Annotated in this window: 15 protein-coding genes and 1 pseudogene; 9 read left to right on the top strand and 7 right to left on the bottom strand. The window is 30.1% G+C overall.

Features of this window, described 5'->3' with window-relative positions; genetic code table 11:
* Positions 1–95: 95 nt before the first annotated feature.
* From CD56_RS07935 to ccoG, 5 genes are all read right to left on the bottom strand, one after another.
* Complete coding sequence (locus CD56_RS07935; RefSeq protein ID WP_047208722.1) at positions 96–1,538, bottom strand: efflux transporter outer membrane subunit; 1,443 nt, start codon at positions 1,536–1,538, stop codon at positions 96–98.
* The gene (locus CD56_RS07930) at positions 1,531–4,653 is read right to left on the bottom strand and encodes an efflux RND transporter permease subunit (RefSeq protein WP_047208721.1); all 3,123 of its coding nucleotides are present in this window, start codon (positions 4,651–4,653) and stop codon (positions 1,531–1,533) included. Before CD56_RS07930 ends, CD56_RS07935 begins: the two co-directional genes overlap by 8 nt.
* The gene (locus CD56_RS07925; protein ID WP_039629236.1) at positions 4,653–5,750 is read right to left on the bottom strand and encodes an efflux RND transporter periplasmic adaptor subunit; all 1,098 of its coding nucleotides are present in this window, start codon (positions 5,748–5,750) and stop codon (positions 4,653–4,655) included. Before CD56_RS07925 ends, CD56_RS07930 begins: the two co-directional genes overlap by 1 nt.
* 87 nt (positions 5,751–5,837) lie before the next feature.
* Positions 5,838–6,461, bottom strand: a complete 624-nt coding sequence (locus tag CD56_RS07920; protein ID WP_047208720.1) for a TetR/AcrR family transcriptional regulator — start codon at positions 6,459–6,461, stop codon at positions 5,838–5,840.
* Positions 6,462–6,463: 2 nt separating this feature from the next.
* Positions 6,464–7,837: a cytochrome c oxidase accessory protein CcoG gene (ccoG, locus tag CD56_RS07915; protein WP_047208719.1), complete on the bottom strand. Its 1,374-nt coding sequence runs from the start codon at positions 7,835–7,837 to the stop codon at positions 6,464–6,466.
* Between the two features lie 185 nt (positions 7,838–8,022).
* Here ccoG and rpsU point away from each other — a divergent pair, with 185 nt between their 5' ends.
* The 9 genes from rpsU (at position 8,023) to CD56_RS07870 (ending at position 14,851) form a co-directional block, all read left to right on the top strand.
* Complete coding sequence (gene rpsU / locus CD56_RS07910) at positions 8,023–8,235, top strand: 30S ribosomal protein S21 (protein ID WP_002780697.1); 213 nt, start codon at positions 8,023–8,025, stop codon at positions 8,233–8,235.
* Positions 8,236–8,277: 42 nt separating this feature from the next.
* Complete coding sequence (locus CD56_RS07905) at positions 8,278–8,883, top strand: LysE family transporter (protein ID WP_047208718.1); 606 nt, start codon at positions 8,278–8,280, stop codon at positions 8,881–8,883.
* A 75-nt stretch (positions 8,884–8,958) separates the two neighbouring features.
* Complete coding sequence (locus CD56_RS07900; RefSeq protein ID WP_039619476.1) at positions 8,959–9,576, top strand: UPF0323 family lipoprotein; 618 nt, start codon at positions 8,959–8,961, stop codon at positions 9,574–9,576.
* Between the two features lie 9 nt (positions 9,577–9,585).
* Positions 9,586–10,758, top strand: a complete 1,173-nt coding sequence (locus CD56_RS07895) for a glutathionylspermidine synthase family protein (RefSeq protein WP_047208717.1) — start codon at positions 9,586–9,588, stop codon at positions 10,756–10,758.
* Complete coding sequence (locus CD56_RS07890; protein WP_047208716.1) at positions 10,758–11,690, top strand: D-2-hydroxyacid dehydrogenase; 933 nt, start codon at positions 10,758–10,760, stop codon at positions 11,688–11,690. The genes CD56_RS07895 and CD56_RS07890 overlap by 1 nt, the downstream gene beginning before the upstream one ends.
* Entirely contained in the window at positions 11,680–12,171 is a 492-nt protein-coding gene (locus CD56_RS07885) for a YajQ family cyclic di-GMP-binding protein (RefSeq protein ID WP_047208715.1), read from the top strand. Before CD56_RS07890 ends, CD56_RS07885 begins: the two co-directional genes overlap by 11 nt.
* Positions 12,168–12,647, top strand: a complete 480-nt coding sequence (locus CD56_RS07880) for a hypothetical protein (RefSeq protein ID WP_047208714.1) — start codon at positions 12,168–12,170, stop codon at positions 12,645–12,647. Before CD56_RS07885 ends, CD56_RS07880 begins: the two co-directional genes overlap by 4 nt.
* 8 nt (positions 12,648–12,655) lie before the next feature.
* Positions 12,656–14,368, top strand: a complete 1,713-nt coding sequence (locus CD56_RS07875) for an ATP-binding protein (protein ID WP_047208713.1) — start codon at positions 12,656–12,658, stop codon at positions 14,366–14,368.
* A 63-nt stretch (positions 14,369–14,431) separates the two neighbouring features.
* Positions 14,432–14,851, top strand: coding sequence for a PepSY-like domain-containing protein (locus CD56_RS07870; RefSeq protein ID WP_039619466.1), 420 nt, complete (start codon positions 14,432–14,434; stop codon positions 14,849–14,851).
* A 52-nt stretch (positions 14,852–14,903) separates the two neighbouring features.
* Here CD56_RS07870 and CD56_RS08615 read toward each other — a convergent pair whose 3' ends face one another.
* Together CD56_RS08615 and CD56_RS08610 are read right to left on the bottom strand one after the other, a co-directional pair.
* Entirely contained in the window at positions 14,904–15,344 is a 441-nt protein-coding gene (locus CD56_RS08615) for a methyl-accepting chemotaxis protein (RefSeq protein WP_407044205.1), read from the bottom strand.
* 882 nt (positions 15,345–16,226) lie between these two features.
* Positions 16,227–16,619 (bottom strand): annotated as a pseudogene (locus tag CD56_RS08610) (cache domain-containing protein); the annotation flags it as partial.
* Positions 16,620–16,676: the final 57 nt, after the last annotated feature.

The raw sequence follows: 16,676 nt of genomic DNA, 5'->3' as shown, positions 1-16,676 counted from the left end.
TGAGGAAGCTGTTAAAAAACTTCCTGTGTCACCAAAGAAATGTTATTATTGTGTAGTAGATGATAATAACTCAAAAACAACTAAGCCTTAAAGGCTCAGTTGTTATAAAAGTTTTCCTTTAAGTTTTCTTCCATAGCTTTGATGTTTTCTTTTGATTCTTCTTTAGCGTTAAATCCTCCACCAAAAGCTTTCATAACATCTACAATGGAATTTGCAAGCTCATAAGATGAATTAGTATAAGAAAGTTTAGCATTTAAGTAATTTCTTTGATCTTGTAAAAAATCAGCCAAGTTAATCACACCATTTTCATATCTTAAGGTAGAAATTTCATAAATTTTACTTTGAGCTAGAAATAAATTTTTATAATTTTGCTCATTTTCATAATAGCTTTGGCGATTAAATAAAGCAAGTCTTATTTCTCCAAAGGCTGTTTTTAATGTATTTTCATATTGTAAAAAAGCTTCATCTTTGGTAAGTTTTGCAATATTAACATTATTCATAATCTCACCCCAATGAAAAATTGGCATTGCAAAATTTCCAGCTACATTCCAAGTATTACTTCCATGTTTGACTAAAAGATCTAAATCATTACTTTGAAAGCCCAAAAGTCCTGTTAAAGAAAGGTTTGGCAAAAATGCAGTTCTAGCTACTCCAACAAGATAGTTTTTTTCTTCTAAAATTTTTAAACTAGCTTGCACATCAGGTCTTTGAAGTAAAATTTCACTACCAATGCCCTCAGGTATGTTAAGCTCGTATTGTCCTATTTTTTTATACTCTATGCTATTATAAAGTATATCATCAATATCATTTGAAGTTAAGATTTTTAAAGCTTTAGTATTAGCTTCTTTTTGAATTTTAGCATTTGTGAGTAAAACTCTTGAATTTTCAAGCTCAGCTTTAAATTTGTTAAGCTCATACTCACTAATCATTCCAAGTTTAAAATGCTCTAATTTTAACTCATAAGTTTTTTGATAACTTTGGGTTGTTTCTTCTAAAATTTTTACTTGCTCGCTTAAGCTTGCTAGGTTAAAATAAGTTTTTACTACATTAGAAATTAAACTTAATCTCGCACTTTCATAGTCAAACTCACTAGCTTGCAATTTTGCTTTTGAGGCACCATAAGTATCTCTGTATTTACCCCATAAATCTACTTCATAGCTTAAATTTAAACCCATATTAAAATCGTTACCATAAGCAAACTCGTTGCTTTTATTACTTGGAGCATTAATGCTAGTTTTTCCTCTTGCTCCACTAGCACTTGCATCAAGATTAGGAAGCAAATCGCTTCTTGCTATACCTAAAGTTTCATAAGCTTTTTGTAAATTCATATATGCAATTTGCAAGTCGTTATTATTTTTTAAAGCTTGATCGACTAAGGTATTTAAATAATTATCATCAAAAGCTTTCCACCACTGTTTATTAATGCTAATATTTTGGTCTAAGCTTTTGGTGTAATTTACATCTTTGATTTCTAAATTTGGTTTTAAACTACAAGCTGTTATTAAAAAACAACTTGCAAAAATTATTAACTTATACATGTTTTTTACCTCTTTTTTTATCAAGCCATTGATTAAAACTTTCTAGTAAATAGAAAAATAAAGGTACAAAGAAAATAGCTATGGTGGAAGCTGCTATCATACCCCCTATAACACCTGTACCTATTGCATGACGACTTGCGCTTCCTGCTCCATAAGCAAAATATAAAGGTAAAATACCACAAATAAATGCTAATGAAGTCATTACAATAGGTCTAAATCTTAACTTAGCTGCACTAATAGAAGCTTCAAAAATACTTTTTCCTTTTTTAAGATGTTCTTCCATAGCAAACTCAACAATCAAAATAGCGTTTTTAGCTGAAAGACCTATTAAAAGTAAAAGTCCTGTTTGAAAATATATATCATTTTCTAAGCCTCTAAGCCATACAAGAAGTAAAGAACCAAACACCGCAAAAGGCACAGCAGTGATTACTGCTAAAGGCATGAGCCATCTTTCATACTGAGCTGCTAGAATCAAAAATACAAATAAAAGTCCTAACATAAATGCTATTTGTCCTGCGCCACTACTTGTAACTTCTTGATAAGCTGAACCTGCCCAAGCAATAGAATAATCCTCTCCTAAAGTTTCTTTAGCAACTTGTGCAATAGCATCAATGGCTTGTCCTGAGGTATAGCCTGGAGCAGGATCACCTTGCACTAGTGCTGATGGGAACATATTAAAGCGTTTTACATCATCAGGTCCAACACCTCTATGGAGGGTTAAAACGCTATCTAGGGCTATCATAGAGCCATCTTTTGCTCTAACGAAAATATTCTTTAATGCATTTTGTGTATTTCTAAAATCTCCTATGGCGCTAATATTTACACGATAATTTTTCCCAAGCATAGAAAAATCATTCACATAATAAGTTCCTATAGTAGCATTTAGCGTGCTAAATACATCTGCTAAATTTAAACCATAAAGTTTTACTTTGTCACGATCAATTTCTAATTTTAATTGTGGAAAATTAGTATCAAGTGTCGTTCTTACATTGTTAAGTTCAGGACGTTTATTTGCTGCTTCAACTAATTTATTTACATCTGCTTGAATTTCATCATAGCTTTTACCACCACGATTTTGTGCATACATTTCAAAACCACCGGTTAAACTTAAACCTTGGATTGGTGGTGGATTAACAAAGAAAGTTTGGAAATTCGGATTTAAGAAATATTGTTTATTATACATTCCTGTTAAATCAAAACTACTAGTGCTTCTATCGTTCCAATTTTTAAGCATTACAAATATAGCACCAGCATTTTCTTTTAAAGAGCCTGTAAAAAGATCATAACCTATAAGACCTACAGCATCTGTTATATTTTCATTCTTACGAATTTCTTCAGTCATAGCATCCATTGATTGAGTAGTTCTATTAAGAGAAGATGCTGCAGGTAGATTAACAATAGTTAAAAAGTATCCTTGATCTTCGGTTGGAACGAGTGAATTAGGTACTAATTTAAATAGTCCGTATAAACCGCCTATTAGAATAAAAAATATTATAACAAAACGCACAGTTCTTTTAAGTATATAAGCTACACCGGCTCCAAAAACTTCAGTAGACCAATCAAAAATATGATTGAATTTTTTAACTAAATAAAATGGCTCCCCTTCATTTCTTCTTAAAAAAATCGCACATAAAGATGGAGTTAGTGTTAAAGCTACAAAACCTGAAATTGTAACTGAAATTGCTAGGGTTATAGCAAATTGTTTTTGAATTTCGCCCACAAAACCGGATATAAATGAAACAGGTATAAATACTGCACAAAGTACAAGAACGATAGATACAACAGGTGCAGCAACTTCATCCATTGCTTTAATAGCTGCTTCTTTTATGCTTATATTAGGATCTTCATGCATAATTCTATCGATATTTTCAACCACAATAATTGCATCATCAACAACAATACCAATGGCGAGTACTAAGGCAAAAAGTGTAAGCAAATTAATACTAAAACCTAAGACATATAATCCTGCAAAAGTTCCTAAAATAGAAACAGGCACAGCAATCATAGGTATGATGGTTGAACGGAAATTTTTTAAGAATAAATACATTACAATTACAACCAAAATAAGTGCTTCAAAAAAGGTTTTTACAACTTCTTTGATTGAAGCTTTTACAAATAAAGTAGTATCGTAAGGTATTTTATAATCTAAACCTTCTGGAAAATTTTTTGAAAGTTCTTCTAGTTTCTTTTGTACTAAATCAGCTGTATTTACAGCATTTGCTCCAGTTTGCAAGAAAATCAAAATAGGAGTAGCGTTTTTACCATTTAATCTACCATTAAAAGTATATTCTCTTGAGCCCAAAGATACTTCAGCTACATCTTTAAGTCTTAAAAAAGAACCATCACTATTTGCTCTTATGATAATTTCTTCAAATTCTTTGGTGTTTTTTAACCGCCCTTGCATAGTGACTGAATACACATAAGGAGATCTTTCCACTACAGGTTCTTGGCCTATCTTACCAGTAGCATATTGAGCATTTTGCTCGCTAACTGCGGCAATCACATCAGTAGCAGTAACTTGATATTTGTTTAATAAGTCAGGATTGAGCCAAATTCTCATAGAATAATTTCTTGAACCAATAGCTACAGCATTACCTACACCAGGAACCCTAGCAAGATCATCTAAGATATTTAATGCAGCATAATTATACACTTCGAGTGAATCCATAGAGCCATCAGGTGAGTATAAAGTAGCAACTTCTAAGATGCTTGAACCAGTTTTTCTTACACTAACACCGGTTTTTTTAACATCTTCAGGCAGTTTTGCCATGGCAGCTGAAATTCTGTTATTAACATCAACTGTTGCTTGGTCAGGATCTGTACCTATGTTAAAATATACACTTAAACTCATATCTCCTGAAGAACTTGAGGTTGAATCCATATAAATCATATTTTCAACCCCATTGATAGCATCTTCAAGAGGAATGGCAACTGTTTGAGCCACCGTTTGAGCATCAGCACCTGAGTAATTTGCACTTACTTTTACAACAGGTGGAGTTAGAGAAGGGTATTGCTCTACAGGCAAAGAATAAAGGCCTATAATCCCTGCTAAAGAAATGATAATAGCTACAACAGAAGCAAATACAGGTCTTTCTATAAAAAATTTAGAAAACATTATTTATTCTCCATTACGCTAACGCTTGCACCGGGACGTATTTTTTTGAAGTTATTTAAAATCACTTTATCGCCATTTTTTAATCCCTTATCAATAACTGCTCTATCAGGGGTTTGATAGATAACATTAACAATGGTTTTAACCACTTTTCCATCTACTAAAGTATAAACATAAGTAGCACTATCATCTTGTAAAAGAGCAACTTGAGGAATTTCAAACCCGTCTTTTTGAACAAAACCACTAACATGAACATTTGCAAAAGAACCAGGCATTAAACTTGAGTTATTATTGTCAAAAATAGCCTTTGCTTTTACCCCGCCACTGCGAGTGTCTATAACGCTATCTATAAAATATAATTTTCCATTAAAAAGTTCTCCACCAACATTAGCTTGCACTTGAATGTTTTCTAACTGCCAATTTCCACTTTGAATATTTTTATTCATATTAATTTTATCTACATCAGAAATATAAAAATCTGCAAAGATAGGGTTAATGTTTGTAATACGCACAAGCTCAGTAGAAGAGGCATTTACATAATCACCTACATCCATCAGTGCATCTCCTAAAACCCCATCAAATGGAGCACTTACTACAGTGTATTTTAAGTCTAATCTTGCATTAGCAAGTTTTGCTCTAGCACTTTCTAAATTAGCTTTTGTGGAGTTAAATTTAGCTAAACTTGCATCGAATTCTTTTTGTGAAATAGCATTCTTTTCTATTAGAATTTGATCTCTTTTGAAATTTTTTTCAGCATCATCAAAATTTGCTCTTGCAACTAAGGCTTCTCCATAAGCCATATTTACGCTTGCTTGATATTTATCAGGTTCTATAAGAAAAAGTTTATCGCCTTTTTTAACAGCTTGACCACTTTTGAAATATTTTGCTTTGATTTCACCGCTTACTTTAGGCTTGATTATCACATCTAATTCAGTGCTTAATCTTGCAGGATAAGTAAATTCTAAAGGTAAATTAGCACTTTGCATAGTCATAATGCTTACAGGTTGGGGAGGGAGTTGTTTAACTTGTGCGTTTTTATCATCTGAACATGCTACAAAGATAAGTGAAGCACAAGCTAGAGTTAAAAGTTTTGTTTTCATTGGTTTCCTTAAAATTATTTATTTAGCTCAATAAAAAAGTAATTTATATTACAAAAATATATGCATAATTATTCTATCAATATATAGTTAATTAAAGTTAATAACCCCACTAATAAAAAGTTTTACGATTTTTGATGCATGCTCTTCTTGCTCTTTTTTATTCATTAGTACTTTATTTCCAAAAATACTTTGCATAAAAAAAGTTCCTCTTAACATAGCACAAAATGTAACACTTAAAAATTCAGCATTGTTAGCTAAATGCTCATTTTCCATTTCAAATCTTTTTCGTAAAACATTTTCAACTTCTTTGCGATTATTACCTTTAAACCATGAGGAAAAATCAAATTTATCATTATAAATTTGAGAGTATAGAAGTCTTACTATAGAAATGGTTTTTTTGTTGTTGAAAATTTTTAAATAAGCCAAGGAATACTGATATAAATATTCTTCTAAGCTTAATTCATTCGTGATTTTCATATTTTTTTTTAAATTAGCTAAGAAATGATTTTCGGCAAAATCATTTAGTATTTCTTCAAATAAACCTTCTTTACTTTTAAAGTGCTCATAAACACTAGAAAAAGATCCACCGGTTTGTTTAATAATGTCTTTAAGATTGGTTGCTTCATAACCATTTTTTAAAAATGATTCTGAAGCAATTTGTTTGATTTTCTCAAGTCTTGCTTGAGATTTAGTAGAAAGTTTTTTTTTCATTTTCAATGTTTTTTGTGTTTTAAAACAGAATTTTTTGGATAGACAAAATTACTTTCTCTTGTAATAACGATATTTTTATCATCAAGCGCATAAGCTTTAATGGTTAAAGGTATTACTGTATCTTTTCTATCATTATTTGCTAGTTTTTTGGTAGCTTTTAAAACAACTATTTGTTTATCTTTTTCACCGGCTTTTAATTTAAAAGATTTTTTTGGTCTAATGATTTCTAAACCATCATCAATTCCTTGTAATTTCACATCAAAATAATACTCATGAGTTTTATTATCTGTGTTTTGGAATAAAAATACATAAGCATTAGTGATTAATAAATCTCCATCATGTGTTTTTCTTACTTGATAAAGCTCGCTGGAGCGATTGATATTTAAAAGCATATTTTCTTTTTTGCTACCCATTAAAACTAAGGCCGCAAAAACACCACATAAAACTACTAAATACCCGATGGTTCTAAATCTAAAGTACCTTACTTTTTCTCTTGTTTCAATAGCTTTTGCACTAGTCCAGTTAATCAAACTAGGGCGATCAAATTTAGCTTGAATTTTTGAACAAGCATCAGCACATTCAAGACAGTTAATACACTCAAGTTGCATTCCTTGGCGTATATCTATATGAGTAGGGCAAATTTTTACACAGGCTTCACAACCTATGCATTCACCTTGTGGTGGTTTTTGGTAAAGTTTAGTATGTCCATCATAAATCACACCGCCTCTTTTATCATCATAAATAACTTGAACGGTGTTATTGTCAAACATTACAGATTGAATTCTTGCATAAGGACATACATAAACACAAAATTTTTCGCCCAAATACACTATATCAAAAGTAAAGGCCAAAGAAGCACAAAACAAAATCCCCAAAAGCAATAAATGATCAGCAGGATTTTGAATATATACAAAAAAATCTTCAGGTGGTACAAAATACCATAAAAATGCACTCATCATTAATAGAGAAAAAAGATAAAAAATCACAATACTTAAAACTTTTTGAACAAAAAATCCATCAGCTTGTTTTTGTTTGTTTGCGGTGCTTTTGTGAATTTTAAAGATTTTTGTTTGCAATAAATCTCTATAAATAACTCTAGCAATAGTTTGAGGACAGCTCCAAGCACACCAAATTCTTCCTGCTAGAGTGGTAACAAAAAGTATAGTTAAAAACATACCCATGATAACAAAAGGCATTAAATAAAGCTCTTGGGTATCAAAAGCAATAAAAAATAAATTAAGTTTTTTATGGTCAAAACTTAATAAAAAGAAATGATTTCCATTGATTTTGACAAAAGGTAACGCTATGAAAATAATCATAGAAATGATATAAGCTATATACCTTTTTTTAGTATAGTTGGTAATACAAGCACTCATTTTTATTTTCCTTGAGAAATATTTTTTTAATTGTAGTACTAGAAAAATTAAACCAAACTTTGTCTTAATTAAGAATTTATGTTTAATTTTTATTTATGTAATTATTACAAAAATAAATTTTATTTTCAAGTGAAATTGTGATATAATCCTTTTTTTAATTTTATTTAAGAAAGGTGGTGAGGGTCGTGCCAGGAATTAAGGTACATCCTAATGAGTCTTTTGATGAAGCATATAGAAAATTCAAAAAACAAGTAGATAGAAATCTAGTTGTTACTGAAGTTCGCGCAAGAAGATTTTTTGAGCCTATGACTGAAATTCGCAAAAAACAAAAAATTTCAGCACGCAAAAAAATGCTTAAAAGACTTTATATGCTTAGACGCTACGAGTCAAGACTCTAATACCAAAAAGCCGAGAAATCGGCTTTTCTTCATTGATTACTTATGTTTCTTTGGATTTTAATCATTCATTTTTTTGGACTTATTTTACCAGGACCTGATTTTTTCTTAGTAAGTTCTTATGCTTTAAGAGAAGGTATTAAAAGTGCTTTAAAAGCTAGCTTGGGCGTGAGTTTGGCTATGAGTTTGTGGATTATATTTTCTATACTTGGTTTGAGTGTGATTTTTCATCAATTTCCATTTTTGCAGATTGCTTTATCAAGTTTTGGGGCTTGTTATCTTTTGTATTTAGCTTATAGAATTTACAAAAATGCAAAAATAGGTAATATAAAAGTTCAAAAAACTCACATATCTGCATTTTTAAGCGGGATGATTACAAATTTATCTAATCCAAAAGTTATTTTTTATTTTGCTAGTGTTTTTGCAAGTTTTGATTTTACCCAAATGCGGTGGATGTTGATAGTTTTAATTTTTGTTTTGATCTTAGAAACTATAATTTACTTTTCTTTAGTTTCTTTACTATTTTCAAAACCTTTCATGGTAAGAATTTATCAAAAGAATTTAAAACTCATTGATTATTTAAGTGCTTTTATATTTTTTGTTTTTGCTATGTCTATTTTAAGTAGTAATTTAATGACTATGATAAATTAAAGCAATTAATTTTTATTAATACTTTTTTTGTTAAAATCTTATTTAAGTTAAACTTATTAAATTATAGGAAAGATTATGAAACACATTAAAACTATACTTAAGCTTAGTATGATAAGTGGTATTGCTGCTATAAGCGCAGGTGCTTTAAGTGCATGTAGTAGCAATGCAAGTGATTCTAATAATGCGTTAAGCCAAGCAGCAAATACTCAAGGTGCTTTTGTTATCATCGAAGAAACTGCTCCAAATCAATACAAAATCAAAGATCAATTTCCAAGTGATGAAACTAGGGTGGTTTTAAAACAACTTGATGGAACTGAAAGAGTTTTAAGTAAAGAAGAAATGGATAAGCTAATCCAAGAAGAAGCTGCTAAAATAGACAATGGTACTTCAAATTTAACAAATCCAAATAACGCTCAAATGAGCAGCGGAGGACTTTCTTTAGGTGAGACATTGCTTGCAAGTGCAGCTGGTGCTATACTTGGTAGTTGGATAGGCTCTAAGCTTTTTAATAATCAAAATTTTGCAAATCAACAAAGGGGAGCATTTTCAAATCAAAGTGCTTACCAAAGAAGTGTAAATAGTTTTAATAAAGCAAGCACAAGTGCCACTTCAGGCTCAAGTGCGAAAAAATCAGGCTTTTTTGGCGGTGGTTCTAAAGCTACTTCGAGTTCTTCTAGTTCTTTTGGCTCTTAAGGGTGTAAAATGAATTTTTTAAAAGTAAATCCTTTAGAAAAATCTTACTTAGATCAAATTGGCTTTTCATGGCATACGGATAATGATGGAAGTGATTATTTAGATTCTAACTTAGTTTGTGTGAGGGAAAATGAAGCAAATGCATATTATGAAGCAGTGAATGAGCTTTATGATATGTTTGTAGCTGCTGCGCAAGAAGTGATTGATAATAATCGTTTTGATGAGCTTGGAATTCCTTTTAATTTAGTTGATGCAATTAAGATGAGTTGGGAAAATGATGTGCATTGGCATTTATATGGAAGGTTTGACTTAGCAGGTGGGCTTGATGGTAAGCCTATAAAGCTAATAGAATTTAATGCTGATACTCCAACATCTTTATTTGAAAGTGCTATTTTACAATGGGCTATTTTAAAGCAAAATAACCTAGATGAAAGCTCGCAATTTAATAATATATATGAAGCCTTAAAAGATAACTTTAAAAGACTCATCACTTTAGAAGAAGATGTAAGTGAGTTTGAAAAATATTATGAAGGTTGGAAGATATTATTTTCTTCAATCGCAGGTAGTGATGAGGATATGATCACAACCAAACTTTTAGCACATATTGCTAGTGAAGCAGGTTTTGAGAGTGAGTTTTCTTTTATAGATGAAGTAGAATTTTCGCCCGAAGGTGTTTTTAAAAATGATGTAAATTTTGAGTATTTTTTCAAACTCATTCCTTGGGAAAGTATAGCCATAGAAGAGGGTGAGCTTGCTATGCTTTTAACGCAAATCATGCAAAATCAAAAAGCAATCATTTTAAACCCTGCTTATACTTTACTGTTTCAAAGTAAGGGTATAATGAAAATTTTATGGGAGCTTTATCCAAATCATCCTTTATTACTTGAAACAAGCGATAAGCCTTTAGTGGGTAAAAAATGCGTTAAAAAACCTGTTTTTGGTAGAGAAGGAGCTAATGTTTCCATTATAGAAGCTAATGGAGATGTAAGTTTTGAAACAAAGGGAGATTATCAAAACAATCGCTTTATATATCAAGAATTTGCTGAGTTTAATAAAAATGAAAATGATTATTATCAAGCAGGAGTTTTCTTTGCTTATGAGGGTTGTGGGTTAGGTTTTAGAAAAGGTGGATTAGTACTTGATAATTATTCTAAATTTGTAGGACATATAGTAAAAGATTAATGAAAATAGTGTGCTTAGATGCTGCTACCTTAGGTGGAGCGGATTTAACGGCTTTTGAAAGTCTTGGCGAGTTTGTAAGTTATGATTTAACTTCTAAAGATGAGGTTATTGCAAGAATAGCTAATGCACAAGTTGTGATGATAAATAAAATCATCATTGACAAAAAAGTGATTGATAGCGCCAATCTAAAACTTATTTTACAACTTGGTACAGGGGTAAATAATATAGATGTAGCTTATGCAAATTCTAAAGGTATAGTGGTAAAAAATGCAGCCGGTTATTCTACAAAAAGTGTTTTAAGCCATACCTTTGCTTTGCTTTTTGCTTTTTTAAATCAAATTCCATATTATGATAAATGGAGTAAAGAAGGTAAATGGTGTGAGAGTGAAATGTTTTGTGATTTTAGCAAGACTTTGCATGCTTTAACCGGTAAAAAACATGGCATTATAGGACTTGGAGCTATAGGTAAAGAAGTAGCTAAGGTTTCTCAAATGTTTGGTTCTAAAATTTGTTACTATTCTACCTCAGGGACTAATAATAATGATGAGTATGAAAAAGTAAGTCTTGAAGAGCTTTTAAAAACTTGTGATGTAATTAGTATCCACGCACCTTTAAATGATAAGACAAAAAATTTATTAAGTAAAAAAGAATTAATGCTTTTAAAAGATGATGCTATTTTGATTAATGTAGGACGCGGTGGAATCATCAATGAAGCAGAATTAGCTCAAGTTATGAATGAGAAAAATATCAAAGTAGGGCTTGATGTGCTTGAAATAGAACCTATGGTTAAAAATCATCCTTTGCTTAGTATAAAAAATAAAGAAAATTTAATCATCACTCCACATGTTGCATGGGCAAGTGAAGAATCCATACAAAATTTAGTCCAAATTGTATTTAATAATCTTAAGGAGTTTATAGAAAATGGCAAGTGAACATAGTTTTGATATTAGCGGGGAAATCGATAAGCAAGAGTTAAAAAATGCTTTAGAGCAAGCTAAAAAAGAACTTGATAGCAGATATGATTTAAAGGGTATTAAAAGTGAAATAGAGTTAAATGAAAAAGAAAGTGTTTATAAGCTTATTTGCTCTAGCGAAGCAAAGCTTGAAGTGCTAAAAGATATTGTTATTTCAAAGCTTATTAAAAGAGGGATAAACCCTAATGGTATTAAAGAGTTAAGCAGGGAAAGTGGAGCAAATTTTAGACTAAATTTAAAAGTTAATGACACTATTGATACTGATAGTGCTAAGAAGATTAATAAAGCTATAAAAGATAGCAAACTAAAGGTAACTTCAAGCATTAGAGGTAATGAAATTCGCGTAGTTGGTAAGCAAATTGATGATTTACAAAGCGTGATAAAAATAGTAAAAGAACTCAATTTAGAACTTAATCTTAGTTTTAAAAACCTTAAATGAAAACTTTACTTCAAATAGTTTTTTTGTGTTTTGTGTGTGTTTTTTTAAGCTCTTGTGCTTTAAAAAGCAAAACACAAGCACAAAGTACTTATATTATTTTAAAAACCCCAGAGTTTAAATTTGCTGATTATGGTTTTTTATATGAGGGAAAGAATTTTACAAGCTTAGAGCTTTATAGCGCTTCTAAAGCCTTACTTGAGTTAAAAATTAGCGATAAAATTTGTGTTAATGGCATATGCTATGCAAAAACTTTTTTTAATAAAAGATTTTTTAATAATGAATATTATGATGATTTTTTGCAAGATCTAATCTATAAAAAGCCTATTTTTTATGGAAAAAATAAACAAGCTACCTCTTGCGGTTTTACTCAAAAGATTATAAGTAAAAATTATGATATTTTTTATGAGGTTTGTGATAAAAATATGAGTTTTAATGATAAAAAATCCAAAATCAAATTTAGTATAAAATCAATATAAAGGAAAATATGAAAGATTTAAAACTTTTTCTTAATGATACTTTTAAAAGCAATATTTATAAAAACTTACAATGCAGTGAAGATGAAATTTTAATTTTAAAGCATTTATGCAAAAATTATTTGCAGGCAAATGCAAGTATTAATGCTTATAATCTTCTTAGTGAAGTTTTTAAAAATGATGAATATGAGTATTTAGATCATTTAAAAGATCTTAAAAATCTTATAGAAAAAGGTTTTATTGTTCAAATTTTTTCTGATTTTAAAGCAAGTAAAAACTCAAGTTTGCTTTTAAATTTATTACAATGTGAGTTAAGTTTAAGTGAAGTTTTCTTGCAAGTTTTAGAAAATAAAAGCATACAAGATTATATGCAAGATCAAATTTATGAAGATCATATTGCGTATTTAAAAGATGAATTTTTTAAAATCGAGCTTTATCAAAGATTGCGTTTTTTTGCTAAAAGCTCTCAAAGTAAGAATATTAAAAAAGATATAGCAACCTTTGAGGCATATATTAAAGAGCGTTTAAAGAAAAGTAAAATTTCTAATGTTTTAGCAGAGATTTTTAAAGAATATGCTTTAAACGATAATGAATGTTTGATATTTATTAGTTTATTAAAAGAAGAGTATTTGCTAAATACTGAAAATTCTTATAGTAGAGATTTTAATTTTTTACTTCATTTAATTAGCGAGGATGAGGCTCAAAAGCAAGAAAACAAAGCTTTGTTAGAAGAAGATTCTAAGCTACTTAGTTCAAATCTTTTAGAATATGATGAATTTGTTAATTCTTTGGGTGATATAACTAAGATTTTTTATTTAAGTGATGATATTTTACAAAGAATTATTAATTTCAAAGAGCCAAAGAAGAATAAAAAAATTAAACTTCAAAATTTAGTTAAAGAACAAGATATCTTTGAGCTAATCGAGCCAAATATCAATATAGATGATGTTATTATGCCTCAAAGTACTAAAGATTTATTAGAAAGTATATTAAAACAACAAGATAAAAAGGTTTTAGAAAGATTAAATAAATGGGGTATAAAAACTAATAAAAACATAGAAGCTAAGATAATTTTCTATGGTCCTGCTGGTACAGGTAAGACTATGAGTGCATTAAGTATGGCAAAAGCTATGAAAAAATCTATTTTAAGTTTTGATTGCTCAAAAATTTTAAGTAAATATGTGGGCGAGAGTGAGCAAAATGTAAGAAAGATTTTTGATACTTACAAAGAACTTTGTCAAACAAGTAAGCAAAGTCCTATTTTGCTTTTAAATGAGGCGGATCAATTTTTAAGTACTAGAGTAGAAAGTAGTGCTGGTGCTGATAAAATGCATAATCAAATGCAAAATATTTTTTTAGAGCAAATTGAGCGTTTTAGTGGAGTTATCATAGCTACAACAAACTTTTTAGAAAGTTTAGATGTGGCTTTTTCAAGAAGGTTTGAGTATAAAATCGAATTTAAAAAGCCAAATTATGAACAACGCTTAATGATATGGCAAAAGGCTTTGCCTAAAAATGCTAAATTTGACGATAGTTTTGATTTAAAAAATTTAGCTTCATATGAATTAAGTGGAGCTCAAATTGTAATGGTAGTTAAAAACACAGCTTTAAAAGCGGCTATTTCTAAAGATGGTGTTTTTAAAATGAGTGATTTTTTGCATACTATAGAAAAAGAAATAGAATCTTCTTTTGATAAAAATAAGATAGTTGGTTTTAAAAATTAAAATTCACACAAATTTCACAAGCAAACAATATCATTCTTTCAACTTTTATCTAAAGGAGAAAAAATGAAAATGAAATTAATGGTAGCTAGTTTAGTTTGTGCAAGTTCTATGTTTGCAGATATGGTTGTTAGCCCAAATGCTTTACCTCAAAAGGCTCAAGAATTTTTAAACACTCATTTTAAAGGTGTAAATGTAGGTTATGTAAAGCAAGATGTAGATTCTTATGAAGTAAATTTAGTTGATGGAACTGAAATTGATTTTATCATTAATGGAGACTGGAAAGAAGTTGATGGAAAATATAAAGCAATTCCAACAGGATTTATCCCAAAAGAAGTTATTGCAAAAGTACAAGCAGCACAACCAAATGCAGCTATTGTAGAAGTAGATAAAAAAATCAATGGTTATAAATTCAGAACAAACAATATGATGGAAATTTATACAGATTTTAAAGGTAATATTTTAGGTCAAAAATTTGATGACTAATCGCTTAATCCTTCCACACCAACTAAACCCACTAAGGGTTTAGTTTAATTATTTAAAACTTCTTCTTCCTAGCATCCTCTAAGATATCATTAGCTATTTTATTTACATTATCAGATATAGCTGCACTATCTTTTGCTATCTTTAAGTTCTCTTGGGTTACATGATCAATTTGTGCTACAGCATCATTTATTTGAGTAATACCTGTAGTTTGTTCTTTAATACTCTCACCCATTTCATTAATAGATTGAACTAAGATATTAGTATTAGCTTCAATCTCACCTAAAGACTTTTGAGTTCTTTCAGCTAGGTTTCTAACTTCATCTGCAACAACAGCAAAGCCACGACCGTGTTCTCCTGCACGAGCTGCTTCAATAGCAGCATTTAATGCAAGCAAGTTAATTTGATCTGCAATATCACCTATTATAGAAGTAACATTTTTAATCTCTTCACTTTGAGCAATAACTTCACTAGTTTTATGCGATACATTTTGCATAGAAGAAGTAATCTCTTCTAGTGCTGCTGCTGTTTCTTCTAAAGAAGAAGCTTGAGAAGATGAAGAATCTGTTAAGTTCTTAACAGCACTTTGTAATTTACCACTTTCATCTGCTAATAAAGAAGCAAATTCAGATGATTGTCTTAGCATAGCTACGATTTCTTGACCTAATACATTAGTAGTTACTTCAACTCCACCTTTAGCATTTTTAACTTCAGTAGTAAAGTCTAATGCCTTATAGCTATCAAATACTCTATTAATTTCATTCATATTAGAACCAACCTTTTGTTCTAATACATTTAGCATTTCATTTAATACATTTTTTAATTCTACTAATTGAGGATTAGCAGGAATTGCAGTAATTCTAGCTGTTAGATTACCACCTTCTATTTCTTTAGCTGTATCTACTGATTGTTCTACTGCTTTAGCATCTTGTTCTAATGCATTTTTAGTTTTGGTGATGTTTTCATTGATAGCTTTTGCCATAGCACCAAGCTCATCATTTGTTTTAACATCTATCATAGCTGAATCTTTAGTTTTATGATTGATGAAATCAAAGAAAGAGTTGAGACCGGTTTGGATTTTTTGTAGAGGGGATAAATTATAATTAATCATGAATCTTATGACTATAAGAGCTATCACTAAACTTATGGCCCCTATAATTATTTGTTTTACTAAAGCTTTATTTACCGGATCTTTGTAAATTTTTTCATCCGCAATTACACAAACATTGTACCCTGTTGAGGATTCTTGGCATATTACTGCTTTACGCGGTGCACTTCCATCTTCAATAATCATAGGTTCACTTGAAAGCTGTCCTGCCTTACCTTCTGGTGTAGAAAGATAAGCCTTTACAATGTTTTGGGATAAATCATCTTTTGTTAACAATGCTTTTGAAGATTCATGAAACAACACAGTTCCTTCATCATCTAAAACCACAGTGTAGCCACTTTGAGATCTTCCCATTGCTAGTACATTATCTGAAAAAGTATTTAAATCATAATTTCCACCAACTGCACCTATAAATTTACCATCTACAACAATAGGATATGAAAAAGCTAAAGAAGGAGCCTTTAAACTTGGAGCCATATAAGGTTTTGAAATAACGACTTTATTTTCTCCAGAAGAAACGCTCGTGTACCAAGTTCTAGTTCTTGGATCATAGCCATCAGAAGGCATTTGATGGTTTCCATTTGACCTAATCATTGCTCCATTTTTTGCAAGTCCTACATACAAAACATCAAAACGACTTGACTCTTTTGCAACTTTAACCATAGTGTAGATTTCTTCTAAACTTGCATTGGGGTTTTTTTGAATTTCAGCCGCAACGGC

The organism is Campylobacter lari (assembly GCF_001017575.1).
GTDB classification, from domain to species: Bacteria; Campylobacterota; Campylobacteria; order Campylobacterales; family Campylobacteraceae; genus Campylobacter_D; species Campylobacter_D lari_C.
This window is presented reverse-complemented; position numbering and strand designations above follow the sequence as displayed.